Annotated in this window: 23 protein-coding genes and 2 pseudogenes; 23 read left to right on the forward strand and 2 right to left on the reverse strand. The window is 71.4% G+C overall.

What is annotated here, in order from left to right:
* Positions 1–117 precede the first annotated feature (117 nt).
* The 6 genes from ACWDVB_RS29545 (at position 118) to ACWDVB_RS29570 (ending at position 5,987) form a co-directional block, all read left to right on the forward strand.
* Entirely contained in the window at positions 118–2,316 is a 2,199-nt protein-coding gene (locus ACWDVB_RS29545; RefSeq protein ID WP_451517554.1) for a hypothetical protein, read from the forward strand.
* 11 nt (positions 2,317–2,327) lie between these two features.
* A complete protein-coding gene (locus ACWDVB_RS29550; RefSeq protein WP_451517553.1) occupies positions 2,328–2,762 on the forward strand; it encodes a hypothetical protein in 435 nt (144 codons plus the stop codon).
* A gap of 81 nt (positions 2,763–2,843) precedes the next feature.
* Positions 2,844–3,686, forward strand: coding sequence for a hypothetical protein (locus tag ACWDVB_RS29555; protein ID WP_451517552.1), 843 nt, complete (start codon positions 2,844–2,846; stop codon positions 3,684–3,686).
* The gene (locus tag ACWDVB_RS29560) at positions 3,683–5,131 is read left to right on the forward strand and encodes a DNA/RNA helicase domain-containing protein (RefSeq protein ID WP_451517551.1); all 1,449 of its coding nucleotides are present in this window, start codon (positions 3,683–3,685) and stop codon (positions 5,129–5,131) included. The genes ACWDVB_RS29555 and ACWDVB_RS29560 overlap by 4 nt, the downstream gene beginning before the upstream one ends.
* 74 nt (positions 5,132–5,205) lie before the next feature.
* A complete protein-coding gene (locus ACWDVB_RS29565) occupies positions 5,206–5,397 on the forward strand; it encodes a hypothetical protein (RefSeq protein ID WP_451517550.1) in 192 nt (63 codons plus the stop codon).
* 89 nt (positions 5,398–5,486) lie between these two features.
* A complete protein-coding gene (locus ACWDVB_RS29570) occupies positions 5,487–5,987 on the forward strand; it encodes a hypothetical protein (RefSeq protein WP_451517549.1) in 501 nt (166 codons plus the stop codon).
* A gap of 88 nt (positions 5,988–6,075) precedes the next feature.
* Here the strand turns inward: ACWDVB_RS29570 and ACWDVB_RS29575 are convergent, their stop codons facing one another.
* Positions 6,076–6,270 carry a hypothetical protein gene (locus ACWDVB_RS29575; protein WP_451517548.1) on the reverse strand — a complete coding sequence of 65 codons (195 nt, stop codon included), beginning with the start codon at positions 6,268–6,270 and terminating at the stop codon, positions 6,076–6,078.
* Between the two features lie 113 nt (positions 6,271–6,383).
* Between ACWDVB_RS29575 and ACWDVB_RS29580 the strand changes: the two genes are divergently transcribed.
* From ACWDVB_RS29580 to ACWDVB_RS29660, 17 genes and pseudogenes are all read left to right on the forward strand, one after another.
* Entirely contained in the window at positions 6,384–7,187 is an 804-nt protein-coding gene (locus tag ACWDVB_RS29580; RefSeq protein ID WP_451517547.1) for a hypothetical protein, read from the forward strand.
* 325 nt (positions 7,188–7,512) lie between these two features.
* A complete protein-coding gene (locus ACWDVB_RS29585) occupies positions 7,513–7,908 on the forward strand; it encodes an RRQRL motif-containing zinc-binding protein (protein ID WP_451517546.1) in 396 nt (131 codons plus the stop codon).
* Between the two features lie 28 nt (positions 7,909–7,936).
* The gene (locus ACWDVB_RS29590; RefSeq protein ID WP_451517545.1) at positions 7,937–8,467 is read left to right on the forward strand and encodes a hypothetical protein; all 531 of its coding nucleotides are present in this window, start codon (positions 7,937–7,939) and stop codon (positions 8,465–8,467) included.
* Positions 8,468–8,470: 3 nt separating this feature from the next.
* Positions 8,471–8,755 (forward strand): hypothetical protein, encoded by a 285-nt coding sequence (locus ACWDVB_RS29595; protein WP_451517544.1) that lies wholly within the window; start codon positions 8,471–8,473, stop codon positions 8,753–8,755.
* A gap of 58 nt (positions 8,756–8,813) precedes the next feature.
* Positions 8,814–9,275: a Pycsar system effector family protein gene (locus tag ACWDVB_RS29600; RefSeq protein ID WP_451517543.1), complete on the forward strand. Its 462-nt coding sequence runs from the start codon at positions 8,814–8,816 to the stop codon at positions 9,273–9,275.
* On the forward strand, positions 9,272–9,622 hold the full coding sequence (locus ACWDVB_RS29605; RefSeq protein ID WP_451517542.1) for a hypothetical protein: 351 nt from the start codon (positions 9,272–9,274) through the stop codon (positions 9,620–9,622). The genes ACWDVB_RS29600 and ACWDVB_RS29605 overlap by 4 nt, the downstream gene beginning before the upstream one ends.
* 1 nt (position 9,623) lies before the next feature.
* Positions 9,624–9,791 carry a pRL2-8 gene (locus tag ACWDVB_RS29610; RefSeq protein WP_451517541.1) on the forward strand — a complete coding sequence of 56 codons (168 nt, stop codon included), beginning with the start codon at positions 9,624–9,626 and terminating at the stop codon, positions 9,789–9,791.
* A 95-nt stretch (positions 9,792–9,886) separates the two neighbouring features.
* Positions 9,887–10,858: an AAA family ATPase gene (locus tag ACWDVB_RS29615; protein ID WP_451517540.1), complete on the forward strand. Its 972-nt coding sequence runs from the start codon at positions 9,887–9,889 to the stop codon at positions 10,856–10,858.
* Between the two features lie 92 nt (positions 10,859–10,950).
* Positions 10,951–11,796: a hypothetical protein gene (locus ACWDVB_RS29620; RefSeq protein ID WP_451517539.1), complete on the forward strand. Its 846-nt coding sequence runs from the start codon at positions 10,951–10,953 to the stop codon at positions 11,794–11,796.
* 87 nt (positions 11,797–11,883) lie between these two features.
* Positions 11,884–12,159: a hypothetical protein gene (locus tag ACWDVB_RS29625; protein WP_451517538.1), complete on the forward strand. Its 276-nt coding sequence runs from the start codon at positions 11,884–11,886 to the stop codon at positions 12,157–12,159.
* 88 nt (positions 12,160–12,247) lie between these two features.
* Entirely contained in the window at positions 12,248–12,925 is a 678-nt protein-coding gene (locus ACWDVB_RS29630; RefSeq protein ID WP_451517537.1) for a GGDEF domain-containing protein, read from the forward strand.
* Positions 12,922–13,155 carry a hypothetical protein gene (locus ACWDVB_RS29635; protein WP_451517536.1) on the forward strand — a complete coding sequence of 78 codons (234 nt, stop codon included), beginning with the start codon at positions 12,922–12,924 and terminating at the stop codon, positions 13,153–13,155. The genes ACWDVB_RS29630 and ACWDVB_RS29635 overlap by 4 nt, the downstream gene beginning before the upstream one ends.
* Complete coding sequence (locus ACWDVB_RS29640; protein WP_451517535.1) at positions 13,152–13,952, forward strand: Lsr2 family DNA-binding protein; 801 nt, start codon at positions 13,152–13,154, stop codon at positions 13,950–13,952. Before ACWDVB_RS29635 ends, ACWDVB_RS29640 begins: the two co-directional genes overlap by 4 nt.
* Positions 13,952–14,422 carry a hypothetical protein gene (locus ACWDVB_RS29645; protein ID WP_451517534.1) on the forward strand — a complete coding sequence of 157 codons (471 nt, stop codon included), beginning with the start codon at positions 13,952–13,954 and terminating at the stop codon, positions 14,420–14,422. Before ACWDVB_RS29640 ends, ACWDVB_RS29645 begins: the two co-directional genes overlap by 1 nt.
* Positions 14,422–14,623, forward strand: a pseudogene (locus tag ACWDVB_RS29650) (hypothetical protein). Before ACWDVB_RS29645 ends, ACWDVB_RS29650 begins: the two are co-directional and overlap by 1 nt.
* Positions 14,620–15,306 carry a hypothetical protein gene (locus ACWDVB_RS29655; RefSeq protein WP_451517533.1) on the forward strand — a complete coding sequence of 229 codons (687 nt, stop codon included), beginning with the start codon at positions 14,620–14,622 and terminating at the stop codon, positions 15,304–15,306. The pseudogene ACWDVB_RS29650 and the gene ACWDVB_RS29655 overlap by 4 nt, the downstream one beginning before the upstream one ends.
* Positions 15,303–15,515 (forward strand): hypothetical protein, encoded by a 213-nt coding sequence (locus tag ACWDVB_RS29660; protein WP_451517532.1) that lies wholly within the window; start codon positions 15,303–15,305, stop codon positions 15,513–15,515. The genes ACWDVB_RS29655 and ACWDVB_RS29660 overlap by 4 nt, the downstream gene beginning before the upstream one ends.
* Positions 15,516–16,041: 526 nt before the next feature.
* On the opposite strand, the pseudogene ACWDVB_RS29665 reads toward ACWDVB_RS29660, so the two are convergent.
* Positions 16,042–16,134 (reverse strand): annotated as a pseudogene (locus ACWDVB_RS29665) (IS5 family transposase); the annotation flags it as partial.

The raw sequence follows: 16,134 nt of genomic DNA on the forward strand, positions 1-16,134 counted from the left end.
TGCGCTCATCATCACCGCCTCATTCCGTGAATCCGGGGGGCCCATTATGCGCGCCTGTACGCGCGCGTGAGGGATCCCGAGTTGTCACGCTGGGTGACTGATCGAAGGAGACGGCCGATGGCCGACGACGACGCCGGGGGGACCGTCTACGGCTTCCCCGACGGGCTGACGATCCCGGGGCCGCTGGGCAGCACCGCGCCGCCGCCCGGGGCCGCCGCCCCCACACTGCCCGCCCTCCCCGCTCTCGCGCCCCCGCCCTCGCTGCTGGTCGCGGGTAATCCCGGGGTCGGCAGCGGAAATACGACGACCGTGAACGCGGACCCCGGAATGCCGGACAGTCTGCAAGGGTCGGAAGTCGCCGCCATGTCGGTGGTGATGATGGCCGGTATTACCGTCGCCGCAATGCGCGGTGCATGGAATGCGGCGGCCTATTTGAGAGCCCGTCATGAGCACCATCGGGCAATTGCGGATCAGCAGCGGGCGGCGGCCGATAAAGCCTCTATCGGGGTGGAAGCGGCCCGCCAGAAAGGCCGGTTGCAGTCCGGTCCGGAATTCGGGCGCGGCACCCGCACGTCGGGCGGGGGTGGCGGCCGGACGAATTCAGGAAAGAATTCACCGCCCAGCACGTTCCGGTCCTCCGGCGGCTCCAAGACGCCGGGCGGCTCCGGAGGCAAGACGCCCAGCAAGACGCCTGGCGACGGCTCTGGCGGCCGTACGCCCACGCTGGGCAGCGGAGGCCGGGGAGGCGGCGGCGGAGGCCGCAGGGGCGCACTGGAGCCCTCTGGGACAAAGGGCGGCGGAAAGGGCGGTTCCGGGGGTGGAAAGGCCCCGACAACCGGCACGAAGAACGGTTCCGGGGGCCTCTCCGGGGCCGTTCGTGACCGTGCGGCGGACCGGCTCCGCAACGGCCCCAAGCCGAAGACCCCGACGCCGACGAACACGCGCACCCCGGGAATCCGGGACGCCGCCCGCGACCGTGCCGCCGACCGCATCCGCAACGGAACCAAGCCCAAGACCCCGACGACCGGAACGTCCGGCGCGGGCGGCAAGGGGACGACCGGCACGACCAAGCCAGACCGCGGCCCCCGGGTCCGGGACGCCGCGCGGGCCCGGGTCGCCGACCGGATCACCACCGGCGCCTGGACGCCGACCGGCCGCAAGTCGGTCGACCTCACCAAGAAGGGCTCGGGGTCGTCGGCGACACCGGCGACGATCCGCGGTGCGCTGCGCCACCGGGCCGTCGGCCGGATCCTCAACGGCAAGAAGCCCAAGCCCGATCCGGCCGCCGCAGCGGCCCCGGCGAGCCCGAAGGTGGACCTGACCAAGAAGCCCAAGACCGGCACTCCCGGCGCGGGCGGCACGGCGGCGACACCGAAGGTCAGCCTCACGAAGAAGCCGAAGCCCGGCTCGGGCGGCACCGCCGGCCCCGGTGGGACGGCCCCGAAGGTGAACCTGCGCAAGAAGGTCCGGCTCACCAAGAGGCCGCGCAAGCCCGGCTCCGGCCCGGCCGCCACCGGCGGCACGGGCACGACCGGCCCGAAGTCGACCGGCCCGAAGTCGACCGGCCCGAAGTCGACCGGGCCGACCAGTACCGTCCCGAAGTCGAAGGCCGACAAGTCCCGCACCCGCCGCGGCTGGTGGGAGCGGGCGAGCTCCCGCCGCTCCGGACGCTCCGAGCCCGACCCGCCCAGCTCCACCAGCTCCGGCACCACGCCGGGGCCGGGCGCAGCACCGGGCGGGGGCTTCGGCCCGCCCCCGGGCTGGGGCTACGCGCAGGGAGCGACGATCACCGTCGAACAGGTCGGCGGTGAAGGCTGGAGTGTCCGCCGCAAGGAGAACCGCCGTGCGGCCGGCGTCCCGGCCGGGGCCATTCCCGCATCAAGGACAGGAGGAACCGGAGTGAGTGTGCCCGTCCCGACGCGAGCACCGAGTACCCAGTACGCGGACAGCGACCTGACGATCTACGACGTCATCGACTCCGACGCCGACATGGCGGAAGAGATCATGGCGGGCGTCGACGAGGCCAACGCCGCGGCTGAGGGCTGCGAAAAGATGATGACGAAGCTGGAGGCCCTCCACCAGAAGATCGTCGACCTCAAGGTGCCTGGCGTGCTGGAGGGCTGGGTCCTGATCCTCGCGGAGAAGGCCGTCAGCGTGAAGGCGAAGGCGGGGGCCCTGGCGGAGAAGCTGCCCGCCGCATCCGAGGCCATCCGCACCGCCGGTGAGAACGCGGAGCGCCGCCACAAGCCGCTCGCCGACATCACCCGCGATCACGGCCACGCCGCACCCGCTGAGCGCGACTACCACGTCGAATAGGAGAAACCCACGTGTCTGATCTCGTTCCCGTGATCGGCGGAGCCCTCGCCAAGACCGGTTCCGTCATCGTCGGCGCGGTCCGCTTCGGCATCGTCGTCGCGCAGCTGACCGCCGCCAGCGCCACCATGATGGGCCTGTCCAACCAGGTCCGCTCTACGTTCAAGTACGTGGAGGACTGCGCGAGTTCGGTCGACCGGCTCGCCGACCTCGCCGCGTCCAAGGCCGTCGACCAGTCCACCGTCAACGAGCACCGCGAGGCGGCGACTGTGATGCGGGACTGCAAGGACGAAGCGGAGGCCATGGCCGTGGAGTGCGAGGAGATGTCCTCGCTCTTCCACGAGACCGCCGACGGCCATATCGCCGACTACGGGGCGGTCGCGGACGCCGCGAACAACATGCCCGACGGCAATGAGATGGCCGACCGCACCTTCTACAGCAACCGCTGACCCACCCCGCCCCGCACCAAGGGCGGCGAACCCACCACGGGTTCGCCGCCCTTCCCTATGCCCTTGAAGGAGAGCCCACCGATGATCCGCCTCGGACCCCTGCGCGGCCGCTTCGCCCTCGCCCGCAACGCCTTCGGCCGCGTCGCCACCGTGGCCGGCACCGGCGCGCTCGCCACCGGAGCCTTCACTCACGACTTCTACGGCCCCTCCGTCCTGGCCGCACTCGGCTGCGCCGGATGGGGCGCCCTGTGGTCGATGACCCTGCCGCGCGACGCGGTCGGAAACACCGCGATGGGCCTGTACCTGGCCCCCTCGGTGTCGATGGCCGCGCTGCTCACCGCGCAGCGCATCGTGCCTGGCATCGACTGGTACTGGCAGCTGCTCGCCGACGCCGGGTGGAGCGCCGTCGTGCTGTACGTGCGCCCGGCCCGCATGGCCCGCGTTCTGGTCGGCCGCGAGAAGTCGCTGACCCCGCAGGCCATCGAGCAGACGAAGGAGCTCCTGGTCCAGGACACCGTCCAGGCCGGGCCCCAGCACCCGATGGCCGCCTTCTGGGCGCAGCACGTCGCCATCGAGGGTGGCGCCGCCCCGAACACCGTGCTGGAGCAGATCGAGCAGACGGGTGAGGAGTCGATGAGCGCCGTCATCCGCTCCACCCTCCCCGGCAAGCCGGTCCCCAAGATCGACCTGCTGGAGCTGTCCGCGGCCATCAACTGGCCCGAGGACGACATCGCCATCGCCCCCGTGCCCCGCCGGGGCGCCGGGGTCCGCCGGCTCACCGTCGGCCAGGCCCCTGAACAGGCTATGGACCTCTACACCGCCTGGGAGAAGTTCATCGCCCCCAAGGGCATGCCCGGCACGGTCATCACCGCGATCCGCACCGTCGACATCCCCGACGAGGACCCCAAGGAACTTCCCGCATGAGCAGGATCTTCGAGCTGACCGTGGAAGCCCCGCCCGGCGATATCATCAGCTACCACCCGATGCGCCTGGCCGACGCGCTCGGCATCAAGGACGTCAACCGGCTCGCGGTGGAAACCAACGGCACGTCCAAGGCGCTGGTCACCATCTACCCCGACGACCCGCTTGCCCAGGTCATCCTGGCCGACCCGCAGTTGCTCGTCATGGACGAAAAGGGCCGCATCTACATCGGCCGCTACCACAACGGCCGGGCCTCCCTGCTGCGCCTGTACGACCCCAAGTCCGGCTCCGCGCAGCGCCTGTTGCTGTTCGGCACCACCGGCGCGGGCAAGTCGACCGCCGGGCAGATCATCCTCGCGGCGATGAAGCGCTCCGGGATCGCCGTCCTGTATGCCGACCTCAAGGGCGGCCAGTCCGCACCGGAGGCGTTCGGGCAGAAGGGGCCCGGCGCGGACGGCAATGTTGCCTGGCGCGTCACCACGCAGGAAGGCACCATGGCGCAGCTGCGCACGACGTGGCTGACGATGATGGACCGCCAGGAGCGCTACGCCCGGATGGGCCGCTCCAAGTTCCTCAAGGACCGGCCCGACCCGCTGATCTACCAGATCATCGACGAAGCCAACCGCCTCCTGGAGAAGGGCGCTCCCTACCGGGACGAAGCCACCTTCTACATCAAGGACATCGGCCGCACCGGACGCTCCCTGGGCATCGGCATCGGTCTGTTCGCGCAGGCCGGCCACCTCGAAGAGATGGGCGGCAGCGACACCCTGCGCGCCATGCTCAAGGAAGGCGAAGTGATCCTGCTTCGCTGGACCAGCTCGATGATGAAGCAGCTGGTGACCGACGGCCTGCTGCCCACCGGGATGGTCCTCGCCCCGATCCCGAAGTACGCGGGCGAAGTCGACCTCGTCTCGCAGTTCGACGAGGACCACGAGGACGACGACCTGCCCGGTACCCAGGGCACCTCGTACAACGTCAACGGCCGCTACCCGTCGCGCAAGATGCGGTTCTGGAACATCGGCTCCGACATGCCCACCGAGGGCCTGGACCCGATGGTGCTGGACCTCTACGGCCCCGGCGCCCCTGCCGAGATCGAACAGGACGCCTGGGACATCGTCGGTGACGCCTACGGCCAGCGCCTGGACGGCATGGAGGCGTACCGGGCCGTGTTCCCCGAGCCCGAGGAAGACGAGGACGGCGAAGAGGGCGGGGGCGGGGGCAAGAAGAAGAAGTCCGGCGGCGCCGCCAGTCGGGCCGCCGCCTCCCCCGTTCCGGCCGCGGCGGCCAAGCCCCGCGCCCGTACCCTGCGCGACCGCGTCCAGGCCGTCCTGGACGCGCACGACGATGCGCTGGACGCGCTCCAGGTCCTGGAGCTCGTCAACGAGGACGGCGGCCGCACGGTCCAGCTCGGCAGCGTCCGCAACACCCTGACCACCCTCAAGAAGTAGCCCCCTCGCCCTGTGGCCGGGCCGGGCCTCGCGCCCCGCCCGGCCGCCGGCCTTCCCTGAAGGAGTTCCCCGCCGTGGCGCTGACCGTCTCCCTGGTCGTCTTCGCCGGAATCATCGTGCTGGTCCTGCTGCGCACCGGCTACCTGCGGCTGTGGCCCGCGTTCGCCGCCGTCCTGTTCGGCTTCACCCTCGCCTCCACCGGCATCGCCCCCGCCATCACCAGCGGGATCAGCAGCGTCACCGGCTGGATCAGCAGCTTCGGGTAACCCCCGGCTCCTCCCCCGCTCCCCCGCCCTTCGCGCCCTCCCCGCCACCACGGCCGGGGAGGGCGCACCCGTCCCGAACGGAGAACACCATGGACTTCCACCCCACCACCGGCCGCCCGATGTCCGACTCCGAGGCCGCCGTCGAAGCCAAGCGAATCCTCGAGGCCGAATTCCGGCCCGAGCAGCCGGTACGCCACTTCCCCACGTCGTTCCGCGACGACACCCCCGTGCCCGCCTACGGCAGCGCCCCGCCCGTCGATCAGGACGACCGGCGGATCGTGCCCGCCTGGGCGGCCGGGATCGCTGTCGCCTCCATCGGCGTCGGAGCCGGAGTCACCGGCATCGGCTGCGGCGCCTGGCTGGTCCTGCAGGGCCTCGCCTCGGTCACGCTGACCGGCGTCCTGATGGTCACCCTGCCGTTCGCCGGCCTCGCCATGGCCGCCACCGCGATCGGCGGCGCGATCAGCCGCGCCCGCTCCGCCGTCACCACGAACGTCTACGAGGCCCCGGTCGCCATGCGGACCGAGATCAACAACAACACCACCACGCGCGGCATGTTCTTCGCCCGCACCCGCAACGACGTCCGCTGAGCACCGGGCACCCTGCGTCGTACTCGAACCCCCGTCCGCACAGCCGGGAGCCGAGCGCGGGGCAGGCCGCCCGGAGCAGCCGACGCGATCAGTCGTCGTCCAGATAGATCAGCAGGCGGCCGTCCTCATCAACCTCCGCCTCATAGATCACGCCGTCGACGACCGCGTGGTCGACGACCACCTCGTAGTCGTCTTCGTCGTCGATCCACAGCATGCCGTCGTCGTCCGTGAACGCCGGATAGATCACCCCGCCGGCGATTACCGAATCGAACTCGACTGACATCGCGCCCCCTTGCTGCTCCCTGGCCTCGCCCAAGCCTGTCGCACCCAAGGCCCCGGCAACAGAACCATTCCCATCCCGTACGCAGCCTCACCGCCTCGAAGGAGAAGCCGCCCGTGACCGACCACAACGACCGCACCCCGCACATCCCCGGCCAGCGCCAGGAGCAGCCGGCCGACAACGGCCAGGACCTCAACTTCCCGCCGTCGCCCCCGGCGTCGCTCGATGCGAAGGAGCCGCGGCTGGAGACCCTGCGCGAATGGTGGGACGGCGCCTGGGACGACGGCGGCTTCCTCCACGACCGGTGGGAGGACCTGCGCCGCGCCCCCGAGCTCGGCTGGCACTCCATGGCGAACTGGGTGAAGGCAGCGATCGGACTCGCCGGGATCTCCCTCGTCATCCTGCTTCTGGACGGCGCGACCGACGTCCTGGCCCACGCGCTGCACCAGCTGCTGACCGCCGTGCCGCGCGTGCAGGTCGGTGCCGACACCTCCAACGGCGTCTTCGCCGTGGTCGACCAGCCGATCCGCTCGTACATCGCGGCCCACACCGCTTCGCTCGCGATCAGCGGATCCACCGTCTACACCGTCTGGCAGCTCGCCGGGCTGTTCGGCCTGATCGGCGGCTTCGCCGGAAGCACCGGCGCCCGCTTCACCTGGACGGCCTGGGGCGCGGCCAGCATCGCCATGGTGTGGAGTGCCGCACCCGCCGACGGCCGCACCATCGCCACCGGGCTCGCCGTCCTCGCCTGGACCGCCGCCTCCGCGCTCGCGCTGCGTGGGCTGAGCCTGCGCCCGGCGTTCTTCACCCACATCCACAACGCCGGTCACCAGATCGAGCCGCACATCCACCTCCCGGCCCCGGCCGCCCCGCCCGCCGAAGAGACCCCGGACAACGTGCACCCGCTCCAAAAGCGCTGACCCGTCGCCCTGCCTGGTCCTCGCCCGCCCCGCGGGCGAGGACCGTACAGGCCGCCCGGCCGCACGCCTCACCCCTTCCACCCCGTCGACGGCCTTTCCGCCGGCGGGACGCAGCACTGCCCGCCATCAACCCTGTTGGAGGACACCCGTGCTCACCCCCCGGCCGCGCCGCCGCATCGGCCGCCCCCGCCCGCAGCGCCCCGGCCCCCGCTACCCGCAGCGTCCCGCCCGGCTCCCCGGCACCTGGAGCAGGTGATGCCTCGCCCCCGCAAGAAGCGCCGCCGCGAGCTCAGGAAGGTGCCGCGCAGCGACGCGACGCTGGAAATTGGAGTTCGATCGGCGTGCTTGTCCCGAGGGCCTAGTCACCCGGCGGCAATTACGGGACGCGGGGCTGAGCCCCGGCGGACACGGCCCGGTCGCGGTCCTGCGCTGCAAGGCGTGCTCCTACCGGCCCGACCAGGCGTGCATCCATCCCACCCGGGCCTGGCTTTACGACGTAAAGATCGCCCGACCGAAGCGCGTGCCGACGCTCGCACAGGAATGGGCGCTGGACCGGGCGATGGCCGCGAGGTCCACGTGCCCGCAGTGCAGGCGCCGGTACTACTTCTGCCTCCCGCTGCGCACCCAAGGCCGCTGCGACCCCTGCGACAAGGGCTACGAGCCCAGTCCCGACACCTACTTCGCCTCCACGGCCCCGGTCATCCACCGGCTGGCCGCCTGATCAACGAACCCCTCGAAGGAGAGTCGCCGTGGCTCTGTTCACGCACCCCGCCCCCGCCCCCGCCCCCGCTCTCGTTCCCGAGACCTGGACGCCGGAGGGCACCCTCGTCTCCCAGCGCTACCGGGCGCTGGAGGGCGCGATCGTGCTCGTCTACACCGCCGACGCCGGCCGGGCCTCCGCCAAGTGCGCCGTCGCGTGCCTGGGCTGCACCTACCGCGCCGCGACGAACGCCGCGCACAACCCGATGTCCGAGACGGACGCCGCCAAGGCCGCCAACGCGCACGCGGCCAGCTGTCGGGCGATCCCGCGCGGCGTGCCCGCCGGGCCCGACGACACCGCGGCCGCCGAAATGATCCGCACCCGGCTGTGGGCCCGCCGCTACGGCAAGACCCCGTACCCGGTGCACATCTCCGACTTCAACGCGATCCGGGTCGACCTCCAGCGCGCCACCGACTGGATCAAGGCGCTGCTGACCGATCTCGCGCAGTCCGACCCCGGCTTCCTCGCCGCGACGCCCACCAGTTTCGGCGAGGGCACCCGCTTCACCGTCCGGCCCTGAGTCGTGCGCGCCCGAACCGCCGTGCTGGTCGCGGCCGCCGTGCCCGTCACGGTCGCCGCGACCGCCGCCGTCCTCAAGGCCGGCCACTGGCAGATGTACGCCGACCGGCACCGCATCGAGCTGACGACCCGGCCCCGCCGCTCCTGCCCCGACTGCCGGGGCGCGGGCGGCTGGTGGACCGGCGGCCCGTTCCCGGAGATGGAGGCGTGCGGCTGCTGGTCCGAGAGGCGCGAGCTACGCATCCGGCTCCTGCCCGTTCCCGCCTGGCCCGAGGAACCGCCGTTCTGATCTCTCCGGGCGGTCCACGAACGACCCGCCCGGCAACGACAAGGAGAAGCAACCGCCCATGACCTCCTCGGCCTTCTCTCCCGGCATCGACAAGAACATGGACACTGCCTGCGCCTCGGTCGCAGGCGAGATCAGCCGCACGGACAGCAAGTCGTCGCTCCTGCTCGCCTTCAACGGCGCCGTCCTTGCGGGCCTCGCGTCCGTTGCGGACAAGGACCTGCCCCTGTCCACCAAGGTGTTCGGCGCGGCAGCAGTCCTCGCCCTGGGCGCAGCCGCCGTGCTGCTGCTCCTGGTCGTCCGTCCCCGCCTCAGCGGTGCCGACCGCGCGTCCTTCCCGCACTGGGCAGGTCTGAGCGAAGACGAGATCCGCGCCTGTATGGACGGCGACACCCGAGCCGCCCGCATCCGGGTCCTGTCCCTTCTGGCCGTACGGAAGTTCACCCACCTGCGGCGCGCGGTCGACCTGTCCCTCGCCGCCCTGGTTTTGCTCGCGCTGGCCGCCGCTGGGCTCGCGCTGTGACCGCGGCCGTGCCCCGCACGCGCCTGGACCGCGTACGCGCCTCGGTCGGGATCGCCTCGCTGGCCCTCCAGCAGATCGAGGACGACCTGAGCGCCGACGACATCGACCAGGAGCAGCTCGCCGCGATCCTGCGCGAGCTCATCGAGGACACCGACCCGCCCGGCGGGTTCATGGCGGCGGTGGCGCAGCTGCTCACCGCTGCCGCGCGCCGCGCCGAGCAGATCGAGCCCGACCGCGACGGCGACGCCTCCTGCCCACTGCACGAGGCCGCCGACCTCATCACCGACGACGCCGGGCAGCGCCTCATCTGGGCGGCCCGCTCTCTTCATCCACAAGGAGACAGCTGAGATGGCGAGCACGAAGGCAATGAACCCGCCCCGGGGGCAGTGCACGCAGTGCTGGTACCACGCCCACGCCAGCCGCGAGGCCCACGCCCGGCTCGGTCCGCGCGAGGACTGCCCGCAGTGCGTGGACCACATGAAGAACGGCCACCCCGCCCACATGATCGTCCGCTGACAGCGCTGCACGACGCCGCCCGCTCCCCTCACTGACCGCGCCGGGCAACGCCTCATCCGGGTTGCCCGGCCCCCTCACTCTCAAGGAGATCTCGCATGACCGAGCTGATCTGCTACCCGCCGATGCCCGAGAACAGCCTGGTGGTCCTCATCGGCCCGTCCGGCGCCGGGAAGTCCACGATCGCGCGCACCTGGCCCGCCTCGCAGGTGCTGTCCCTGGACGCGCTGCGCGAGGTCGTCAGCGACGACGCGGGCGACCAGGACGCGACCGGCGACGCGGTCGCCGCCCTGCACCTGCTCCTGGAGGCGAGGATGCGCCGCCGCCTGTTCACGGTCGTCGACGCCACCAACGTCACCGAGGCGGCCAGGCGGCCGCTGGTCGCCGCCGCCAAGCGGCACAACGTGGTGCTGATCGCGGTCATGGTCGCCACACCCAGCAGCGTCTGTATCGAGCGGCAGGGCCCGAGGCCGGCCAACCGCACGGTGCCCGAGGCCACGATCATCAAGCAGCGCCAGGACATGGTCGACTCGCGCCAGACCCTCTCCCTCAGGGCGGAGGGCTTTGCGACCGTCCTCTCCGACAGCCTCAACCGGTTGCTGCCGTTCCTGGAGCGGCTGAGCGCAGCTCGGCAGGCCGACCTCGGGCTGGACGGCGGCGAAGGACTCGGCGACCTGAACCTCGTACGCCGGGTGTTCGGCGAGGAGATCCTGCCGCTGTGGCAGTGGAAGCCCGGCTCGAACGTCGCCGGTGGCGACCGCGTCGCGGAGATCCGCCTCGGTCAGCAGTACCTCACCCTCGCCCTGCGCACCGACGTCGACGGCGAGGGCGAGGGCGACATCGGGTTCGACGTCGCCGTGCCGTGCCCGCACGACGACGAATGCACCGGCCACGCCTGGGTGCCCGCCTACAGCATCACCTGCCTGTACCGGGCGCTGAACGGCGACCTGGACGACGACGAGGACATCGTCTGCACCGTCCACGGCCCGAACGCCGACGAGGACCAGGAGGACGACCCCGAGGGCCGCGCCGACCTGGAAGAGCAGTTCGCGGCCGCGGTCCGCGAGTGAGCCGTGCCGCCGACGCTTCGACGAACAGCCAGAACCTGCCGCGACCCGGCCACGCCGGGCACCCGCTGCTTCCCAGGGAAGGACACCCGCGCATGAGCATCACGATCACGAACACGTACGGCACCGCGCACCACGTCAGTGAGACCAACCCGGCCCACGTCACCAGCTGCGACCGGTACCGGTTACCGCTCATCGGTGCCATCGTCCCGGGGAACCCCGGCTACGAGGACATGGTCGAGATCCTGAAGGACAACAGACACGACACCCGCCCCGAGGGATACGGGCTGATCTTCCTGGAGTCCGAGGAGTTCAGCGCGACCTACTTCGGGTCGATCGCACAGATCGAGCAGTACAAGCGCGAGAACGTCGACGGCACGGCGACCTTCGACGCCTCGCAGGGCGTCATGTACGCCCAGTGGCCCCACGGCAAGGGCTGGGACGACTTCCTCCCTCGCGTCTTCTGGAACGTGGCTGCGCGCGGTGGGATCGCGGACGGCGTCGGCCTGGTCACCGGCTTCGCGCACACCGAGATCCCGGAGGCGGAGGTCCTCGTCTTCGAGTTCGAAGGCAAGTGGCTTCCCGACAGCGAGCCGCAGCAGCTGGTCACCTACCACTGCACCGGCTGCCACCTGGACACCTTCCACGACTGCGGGCACGTCCACGAGAACACCGGCCCTGACAGTCGCCGCTGGGCTGCGCGCCAGGCCCGCCAGCACCTCATCAGCGCCGCCCGGCACGGCGTCGGCGACACGAACAGCGCCTGCCGCCCCAACGGCGGCGCCATATTGCGCGCCGTGAACGCGGTCGCCCGCGAGATGTGGGGTACCACGGGCAACGCCCTTCCGGACACCGACGACGCGTACTGCGCGACCAAGGGCCCCTGCTCGATCATCCGTGAACTCCGGGCCGGAGTCCGGCCGCCCACCTACCGCGCCTGACGGACGCTCCGTGCCGCCCCGGTCTCCCGCACGACGGAGGCCGGGGCGGTCGCGGTGGTCCCTCAACACGGAAAGGAGCTGGACGTCATGCGCCGATACCAGGTCGACGTCCCGATACACCACGCAACGGACCCAGAACGGCGAGGTCTTCACGTCTTCACCGGCCGCGCCGCCGGAGAGAGCGAGGCCCTGGCCGCCGCGCACAACGCCTACGACCGGGCCGTTCAGCAGATGTCCGCCGGCGGCCCGGCCCCCGACGACTCCAGCGACGGATGGGCCGCGGGCGGCCTGCGTCCCGACTGGGTCCTGGACTGGCACAAGGCCACCGTGAAGGCGTGGGTCAACCCCAACAACCTGATGTGAATTCGCCCCGGGACGGCCGCCAAGGCCGGAAAACCAGTCGGCCGCCCCGGGTTCCCCATCCCGTACGAGACGAGAGGGAGACACCAGTATGGACTCCGTCCTGCACACGACGGGCCGGTTTGGCCCGCGCACCCTCCTGATCACCGCCGCAGCCGTCCCGCTGACCGGCTGGGCGGTCCACGCCGTCGCCCTGTACAAGCAGATCGCCGCCAAGGAGAAGGACCCGCTGACCGGGCTGCTGCGCCGCGACGCCTACACCGCCCGCGCCCGTCGGCTCCTGGCCCGCCACGGCGACGACACGACCGTGGTCATGGTCGACGCCGACCGGTTCAAGCAGATCAACGACCGGTTCGGACACGCGGCAGGTGACACCGTCCTCGCATCGTTCGGAGCCCGGCTCACCGCCTGGGCGGGCCCGCGCGCGTCCGTCGGCAGGCTCGGGGGCGATGAATTCGCCGTGGTCCTAGAGCTGAAGGCCGGCCGCCGCGAGCAGCGCCTGGAGCAGCTGGTCCGGATGCTGCACACACCGGTCACCCTGGACGACGGCCGCACCGTCGACGTCGGCGCCTCGGTCGGTGCCGCGGCCCCGGCCCCGGTCGGCTCCCGCGACCTGACCCGGCTGCAGAGGGCCGCCGATGCCGCCCTCTATGACGGCAAGCACTCCGGCCGGGCGGTCCTCGCGACGGCGCAGCACGCCACGGTGGCGTCCGTCAACGGCCGCCGGGCCGGGCGTCCGGGCACGGCGGTGTGGGGGCGCACAGCATGAACGACGCCACGACCCCACAGCACGACCCCGGTGCCACCGACGGCCTGGACGACGTCGACTACACCGCCTACCCCGCGCCGCGCGCCTCGTCCCTGTGGCACCGCCACGGTCCGAAGCCCCGGCCGCTCAGCGACGCCGAGAGGCGGCACAACCGCGAACTGCTGGACGCCGCTCAGTGCAAGCCCCACACCACTGCCGCGAAGGGGGGCCCGTCATGTTCACCGACATGAGGAAGGCCCTCGAGGCCGAGGCCCTCGAACTCACGCCGCTCGGCGACGCGGTGAGTGCTGGCGCTTCCGTGGTGGCCGCCCGTCACGCCCGCGACAAGGGCGACCTCACAGACCTGCTGGGCGCGCTCGGCCTGCCCTGCGGTGAGGACGACCTCGTACGCCTCCTTCCCCACCTCCCCACCACCCCCGACGACATCTCAACCGGAGACACCATGCCCGCCAATGCCTTCACCGCCACCGCCGCGTCCATGCTGGCCAATGGCGACAGCCCCGACCACGTCCGCGACACTCTCGGGCTCTCGGAGAACGAGCTCGCCGAAGCCGTCCAGTACGCCGGACAGCACACCCCGGACACCGGCGCGGAGACGGGCGAGGGAGCGACGGACCTCGCCGGCATCGAAGCCCTGCTGGGCTGGGCGGAAAACCACGCGGCCGCCAGCATCCGTACCCGGGCCGCTCGCGTCCGCGCCGCCCTGAGCGAACTGTCCGAACGCCGCTCCGCCGATCAGGCGCAGCGCGAAGCGGAGAAGCGGGTCGCCAGGGCCAAGGCCGAACTGGAGGCCGCACAAGCGCAGCTGCGTGAGGTGAAGGCCGGCGGCCACATCACCGCAACCAGTTCATCGTCCTCCGCACCGGCCGCGATGGGTGCACGCAAGCGCACCTCGCAGGAGCTGGCCGCGATCCGTACGTGGGCGCGCGCTAACGGTCACCAGGTCGCCGGCCGCGGCAACCCGCCCAAGACGGTCCTGGACGCCTACGACGCCGCCCACCGCACCACCCTGGCAGAGGCAAGCTGATGGACACCACGCGTCTGACCATCGACGGCTACCTCGACACCGTCCCCGTACCCGGCACCTCCCCGGGCACTGCCCGGTTCGAGCTGCTCGTCTCCCCCACTGACGACGTCGCGGACGACGTGGCGTGGTCCTGCTCCACCGGCGACCCCCGGATCGCCCACGAGCTGCTGAACGCCATCGAGCCGGGCGACCTGCTCCGCGTCACGGGAGTCCTCCTCCAGCCCAGTGGCCCGAGCGCTTTGGCCCGGTTCGGCGTAGACGCCCTGGAGGTGCTGGCCCCCGCGCCGGCGCGGGCACTTCAGGAGATGGTCCTCGATCGGTACGGCGACTACGTCGTGATCTTCGACGCCGACACCGACACGGTGCCCGTCTTCACCGCCGTCGGGCAGTGGGTCGGCTGGGCCGCCAGCCCGGACGCCATCACCACCCTGATCGACATCCACGAGCGCGTGCACGGCGGTGACGCGTGATGGCGACCGCCGCGCAGCCTCGCACTGTCCTGGAGCGCTTCCCCGCCGGCCACCCCCGCGGCTCCTGGCCCGCCGACGAATACGCCGCCGCCCAGCGCGCCCAGGGCACTGACGCACACGTCGTGATGGACCTGACCACCGATCCTCGTCGTCACCGACACCACCACCCGCTACCTCCCCGAGCAGGAGCCCACCCGATGAAGCGACCCTTCTTCCGCCGCTGCGGCAACGCCGGCGCCTTCTCCCCCGAGGACCAGGCCGTCGTCGACCAGTACCGTGAGACGCTCGCCGCCCTTCGCAACCCGCTGCCCTGGACGCCCGGCGGTGCCCAGGACATCGCCGTGCGGGTCGGGCCGTTCATCGAGCGCGCGCACACCAGGCCCGGCGACGACCACGGCCCCGACATGATTGCCGTCGCCTTGGCCCACCCCGACACCGGCCACGCCGCCGCGTACCTCCACGGCCGCCAGCTCGGTTACGCCGAACGCGGCTGGCTGCGCTGCAAGACGAGCGCGATCCTCGGATTCTGGCAGCCGGGCTACGCGATGCTCACCCACGCAGTCGCGGGCCTGCCCCTGCCCGACGACATCGGCATGGAACTCGCTCACTACGCCCTCTACATCGAGGCCCGTAAACGTGACGACAGCCTCGACGGCTACACCCTGCTGCGCGTCGGCCCGTACACCCAGACCCGGCATGCCCAGCAGGACTACGACCGGATCGCTGCTGCGCTGGAGGGACGGGAGACCACCCTCGTGCCCGGCCACCGCGTCTCCGTGCGGTTCGGGCCGTTCGACGTGAGCGACCACCCGCTGTTCGTCGACCCGTACGAGGCCGACGCCGTGGCGCTCCTGGACGCCGCCGTCGCGGGGGTGAGCGCGTGACCGCCCCGGCCCTGTACGAGATCGTGACCAGCGAGGGCGACGACGGCCCCATGCACCCCGCCGAACAGATCTGGACGCCTTGCGCCGACGGGACGGCCGACCACGGGTTCATCGCTCACCAGGGCCTGTTCGTCGCCGGGATCGACAGTGGCACCGACGATGACCTCTACCCGGTTGGCTTCCTCTTCCGTGGCAAGTCAGCGTGTTGAGCTGGGCTGCACGCTGGGCAGGATGCGTGCACGGTGTCCAAGACGTCCGCTATCGAGGGTGACGCGGCGGCGCCACGGCGATGGTTGCCTCGCCTCCGGGCGCGGCGGGGTCCTGGAGCGCGGACAGCGTCCGTCGCAGCGTGGTCATCAGTCCGCGCGGTCGTCGGCAGCTGCGGCGTGCACGTAGCCTTGTTCGTCGACATCGTGGCCGTGTCGCCGCCGTACGGCCCGAAGGGCCCGAACTTCCCGGCGGCGCGGGCTGTCCCCGGCCAACAAAGTTAAATCGACTGTCAGCGAAGCTGGATCAGGGAAACCGCGAACTCACCGACACGGTGTATACCTCTCTGCGCCAGAAGAAGATCATCGCCGGGACGGGTGCCCAGCTACCACGGTTGACGCTCGGCTGGACACCGAAGAGCCCGCCACTGCGTAGCCTTGTTCCGCCAAGATTGACTAACCCGGACCGTCCGTATGTCTGCTGCTCAGGACCTGTTCGCAGCTGGCCTGACAGCATCTGGATCTTGCACAGCCACTCGTTGATGGCTGCGATAAGAACGGCCGCCTCGTAGCGGACCGCCAGCTTGTCGTATCTCGTGGCCACGGCGCGGTGCCTCTTGAG

This window comes from Streptomyces sp. NPDC003379, assembly GCF_053589195.1.